Origin of the sequence: Amycolatopsis sp. NPDC058278 (assembly GCF_042881395.1) — a bacterium.
Lineage (GTDB): Bacteria > Actinomycetota > Actinomycetes > Mycobacteriales > Pseudonocardiaceae > Amycolatopsis.
The window spans coordinates 1-3,952 of sequence record NZ_JBHVXZ010000252.1 but is presented as its reverse complement, the minus strand read 5'-3'; the positions used below and the strand labels follow the sequence as shown (position 1 = coordinate 3,952).

Annotated in this window: 7 protein-coding genes; 4 read left to right on the top strand and 3 right to left on the bottom strand. The window is 70.7% G+C overall.

All coding sequences use genetic code 11. From position 1 onward, the window contains the following. Nucleotides 1–77: 77 nt before the first annotated feature. Both ACFVYA_RS49625 and ACFVYA_RS49620 read left to right on the top strand, forming a co-directional pair. Nucleotides 78–512, top strand: a complete 435-nt coding sequence (locus ACFVYA_RS49625; RefSeq protein ID WP_387055613.1) for a hypothetical protein — start codon at nucleotides 78–80, stop codon at nucleotides 510–512. Continuing rightward, nucleotides 509–952, top strand: coding sequence for a hypothetical protein (locus tag ACFVYA_RS49620; protein ID WP_387055611.1), 444 nt, complete (start codon nucleotides 509–511; stop codon nucleotides 950–952). Before ACFVYA_RS49625 ends, ACFVYA_RS49620 begins: the two co-directional genes overlap by 4 nt. On the opposite strand, the gene ACFVYA_RS49615 is transcribed toward ACFVYA_RS49620, so the two are convergent. After that, a complete protein-coding gene (locus ACFVYA_RS49615) occupies nucleotides 907–1,344 on the bottom strand; it encodes a L,D-transpeptidase (protein WP_285993157.1) in 438 nt (145 codons plus the stop codon). The genes ACFVYA_RS49620 and ACFVYA_RS49615 overlap by 46 nt on opposite strands. A gap of 78 nt (nucleotides 1,345–1,422) precedes the next feature. After that, a complete protein-coding gene (locus tag ACFVYA_RS49610) occupies nucleotides 1,423–2,331 on the bottom strand; it encodes a hypothetical protein (protein ID WP_387055609.1) in 909 nt (302 codons plus the stop codon). Between the two features lie 122 nt (nucleotides 2,332–2,453). Here ACFVYA_RS49610 and ACFVYA_RS49605 point away from each other — a divergent pair, with 122 nt between their 5' ends. After that, nucleotides 2,454–2,759, top strand: coding sequence for a hypothetical protein (locus tag ACFVYA_RS49605; RefSeq protein ID WP_285993159.1), 306 nt, complete (start codon nucleotides 2,454–2,456; stop codon nucleotides 2,757–2,759). A 43-nt stretch (nucleotides 2,760–2,802) separates the two neighbouring features. Here ACFVYA_RS49605 and ACFVYA_RS49600 read toward each other — a convergent pair whose 3' ends face one another. Beyond that, nucleotides 2,803–3,183, bottom strand: a complete 381-nt coding sequence (locus ACFVYA_RS49600; protein WP_387055607.1) for an STAS domain-containing protein — start codon at nucleotides 3,181–3,183, stop codon at nucleotides 2,803–2,805. Between the two features lie 139 nt (nucleotides 3,184–3,322). Here ACFVYA_RS49600 and msrA point away from each other — a divergent pair, with 139 nt between their 5' ends. Continuing rightward, nucleotides 3,323–3,838, top strand: coding sequence for a peptide-methionine (S)-S-oxide reductase MsrA (gene msrA, locus ACFVYA_RS49595; RefSeq protein ID WP_285993161.1), 516 nt, complete (start codon nucleotides 3,323–3,325; stop codon nucleotides 3,836–3,838). The last annotated feature ends 114 nt before the right edge of the window (nucleotides 3,839–3,952 follow it).

Genomic DNA, 3,952 nt, shown 5'->3' with positions numbered 1-3,952 from the left:
ACTGTATACACTATGTGAGCAGTGATCGATACCCGCGCGGCGGTACCCCTCACCGCTTGATCGACTATCGTTCCCCCATGACGCTGGAACTCACCGGCGGATTCGATTTCGCCGCACCGGCCCCGAAAAACTCCCGCTGGACCCGGCAGTACACCGCCGCCGAGGTCACCTTCGGCTGCCCCGCGCGCCCATCGGAACGCACCCCGCGGGTGTGGAGCGGACGCGGTCTCGGCCTGCCGGAAACCGAATTGGCGGAATTCGCGGCGCAGCTGCGCCGCGTCATGCAGAAGGACGGCTACTGGACCGCCCGGGCCTGCGCGGACCGCCACGCGGGTGACGCGGCCGTCTGGTCGCCAGGCCACTACGACGACGAAGACGGCTTCGTGTACTTCGCCGGCCCCTGCACCCACCGCGACCCGTGGCCGGGTTACCGGCCGGCGCGGGCGTTCACCATCGCGCTCCCCCGCGTCCGCGGCCTGCGGATCCGGGTGGCGGCGTACCTGGCCGGATGACGCCGGCTCGAGCGGGAGCCGTCGCTGCGGTGGTCAGCGGTATACCGTCGACTGTCCACGCGCTCCTCACCGGTGCCGATGTCCTCGCGGCCACCAAAGCGGCGGGCACCCTGGTACCGGGACGGCGCCACCGGCCCGGCGTCGCCGCCGGGCTCATCGCGCATGTCGTCGTCTCCGCCGCCTGGACCGGCGTGCTCGCCGCGATCGCCCGTCACGGCCGGCTCGGGGCCGGCGGCGGCGCGGTCGCGGGACTGGCCATCGCGGCGCTGGACCTCGGGATCGCGGCCCGCGCGTACCCCGCCGTGCGGGCGTTGCCACGCGGGCCGCAGATCCTGGATCACCTGGTGTTCGGCGCCGTCACCGGCGCGCTCCTCGACCGTCCGGAACGGACGGATCAGGGCACGACCTCGACGACGTCACCCGGGTGCAGCGAGTTGTAGAACGTCACCGCGGCACCGTGCGAAAGGTGCACGCACCCGTGGGACTTGACCTTCAGGCTGCCCTGGTGGAACGCGACCCCGGTGGTGGTGAAGAACACCGAGTACGGCATCGGCCCGTTGAACTGCTTGCTGTAGTGGTCGATGTCCTTGTACTGCACGTGGAACTTCCCCAGCGGGGTCGGGTACTTCGGCAGCCCCACGGTGATCGGGACGCCGCCATAGGTGACGTTCCCGGCGCCGTCGGTCAGCCACGCGGTATTCGAACTGCGCTGGACACAGGCCTTCGCTTCGGCACTGCACGGCGTCGACGCCGCTTCGGCCGTTCCCGCGAACGCCACGGTCCCCGCCATCGCGGCGACCCCGCCCAGTAGTGCGATCATCCTCCGGTTCATCGTGCGCCTCCCGTTGTCGTTCGGCTACACAAAGAGAGTGCCCACTCGGGCGATCTTCGAACCCGCAGGACCGAAAAATCAGTTCTGCGGTTGCGAAAGCCCGAGGAATTCGGCCTGCTCGCGGTCGTAGCGGCGGGTCAGGCCGGTGCCGTAGCGGTCCCACCAGTTCTGCGTGTGCCCGCCCTGGGTGGTCGTCGTCGCGCCGTAGACCTGGCGGTCGTATTCGACGCGGGCGTCGCGGAACTCCTGCTGGAACTGCTCCGGCGTCAGTCCCCGGACGTGCTGGACGGCCGCGTCGCTCAGCGTCCGCGAACTGCGCACGATGTCGTCGCCCGCCATGTGGTTGAGGATGGCGCGGACGCCGCCGGCGCCGCGCATGTGGGCGCCGGACATGATCGCGGCCTGGGTGCCGGGATCGGTGAAGTTGAGCGCACCCGCCGTGCGGGCGTTGGCGGTCATCAGGTCGGCGACGACCGCGCGTTCCTCGGCGCTGCCGATCCCGTACTGCTCGCGCGCGGCGATGATCCGGTCGTAGCCGTTGTGCATGTTCTGCCGGAAGCCGTAGGCCTCGGGCACGCCGCCCTGCTCCCCCGTCGCGCCTTCGGACCGCATGATCGAGTCGACGACCCGGGGGTCGAGCTGCTGCGGCGCCGCGGCTACCGCGGCGCCACCGCCGCCCTGCCCGCCACCGCCGTAGGCCTGGGCGACGTCGGAGTCGGCGGCGCGGTAGCCGTCCGCGGCCGTCCGGACGTTCCGGTTCACGTTCGTCAGGAGGTGGAGCAGCTTCTGCAGGGCGCTGCCCAGCGTCGAGTGCAGCGCCGAGTTCGCGGCCGCGACGCCGCTGCCGATCCCGGCGAACGACAACGCGTCCAGCACCAGACCCTCCAGGTCCCGGGTGGCCGAGAGGAAGGACGCCCCGACGTCTTCGACCGCGTGGGCGATCGTCCCCATCTCCGCCGTTTCGGCGTGGTAGGCCCCGGCACTCATGGTCTGCTCCCTCCGGACACCGGCTGTGCGCGTCGAGAATTGCCCACCGCGCCGGGCCGGCCCACGGCCGAATTACCCACTGGCCGCGGCAGGACTGCCCACACCGGCGCTATGGTCGGGAGATGAGCAAACCCGACGGTGACCCGAACGTGGTCGAGGGCGAGATCGTCGACGACACCCCCACCGCGGCGCCGGCGGTCCCGTCGCCGCCGCTGCCGGACCCGGACTACAGCGAGGGCGGGGTGCCCAGCTTCGACTTCGTCCGCGACAAGATCGAGAACCGGTACACCACGTCGCTCGGCTCGGTCGACGTCGCCGGCCTCGGCACCGAGAACACCGCCGAGACCCTCGACAAGCAGATCGCCGACCGCGACCAGGCGGCCAAGGACCGGCTGGCCGAGATCCGCCGCTCGATGCGCGGCGAGTGACCTGGGTCACTTTACCGGGACGACGGGACGGCCCGGCCGGCGCTCAGCAAAGCAGCCAGCGCACCTCGACCGGCTGGTAGGCGGCGATCGTCGCCAGGCGATCCGGGAACACCCGCACCAGCTCGCCGAGCCCGGTGCGGCGGACCACCCGTTCGACACCTGTGCCCGGTGCGGCGACCAGGCACCCCGGCAGGCCCCGGTCCCGGCAGCGCTCGATCGCCTCGAGCAGGCCGCGGACCCCGCGTTCGGAGAGGAAGTCCAGCCGGCCGAGGTCGATCACCAGCAGCCGGGGCCACGGCAGTTCGCAGAGGGCGGTCTCGAGCACCGACGCCCGGCACAGCACCGTCGTGATGCCCGGCTCGCCACGCATCTCGACGACCAGCACGCCGCCGGAGTGTTCCGAGGCGATGTCGTCGTTGCGCATCGCGCCTCCCGGGAGTCATCCCGTCCCGGCACCATCGTCCCACGTCGCGTCAGGCTTCCGTAATACCCGCGTGGAATCATCGGGGGTCCGGGGCAGTTGTAACCGTCGGTAGCACCGCACGAGGAGAAGGAGTGACGCCGTGACCACGTCAACCGAAAGGGCCGTCCTGGCCGGCGGCTGCTTCTGGGGCATGCAGGAGCTGTTCCGCCGTCAGCCCGGGGTGATCTCGACCCGGGTCGGTTACAGCGGCGGCGACGTCCCGAACGCCACTTACCGCAACCACGGCACGCACGCCGAGGCCATCGAGGTGATCTACGACCCCGCGCAGACCACGTTCCGCGACCTGCTCGAGTTCTTCTTCCAGGTGCACGACCCCACGACGAAGGACCGCCAGGGCAACGACATCGGCCTGAGCTACCGCTCGGCGATCTTCTTCGAGAACGACGAGCAGAAGCGGGTCGCCGAGGACACGATCGCCGACGTCGACGCGTCGGGGCTGTGGCCCGGCAAGGTCGTCACCGAAGTCAGCCCGGTGGGTGACTTCTGGGAGGCCGAGCCGGAGCACCAGGACTACCTGCAGCGCATCCCGAACGGGTACACGTGCCACTTCGTGCGCCCGGGCTGGAAGCTCCCGAAGCGCGAGAAGACCGCCTGACCCAGCACCACCGAAGGGGCCCCGCGCCCGTCCCCGCGAAGGGGGCCCTCCTGGTCTAGGTCCCCCGGTAGATAGTCCGAACCGCCGGGTGTCACCCGAAATACGCAAATGTAA

Coding starts and splice junctions, on each gene's coding strand:
- ACFVYA_RS49625 (WP_387055613.1), top strand. CDS start 78: ATGACGCTGGAACTCACCGGCGGATTCGATTTCGCCGCACCGGCCCCG.
- ACFVYA_RS49620 (WP_387055611.1), top strand. CDS start 509: ATGACGCCGGCTCGAGCGGGAGCCGTCGCTGCGGTGGTCAGCGGTATA.
- ACFVYA_RS49615 (WP_285993157.1), bottom strand. CDS start 1,344: ATGAACCGGAGGATGATCGCACTACTGGGCGGGGTCGCCGCGATGGCG.
- ACFVYA_RS49610 (WP_387055609.1), bottom strand. CDS start 2,331: ATGAGTGCCGGGGCCTACCACGCCGAAACGGCGGAGATGGGGACGATC.
- ACFVYA_RS49605 (WP_285993159.1), top strand. CDS start 2,454: ATGAGCAAACCCGACGGTGACCCGAACGTGGTCGAGGGCGAGATCGTC.
- ACFVYA_RS49600 (WP_387055607.1), bottom strand. CDS start 3,183: ATGCGCAACGACGACATCGCCTCGGAACACTCCGGCGGCGTGCTGGTC.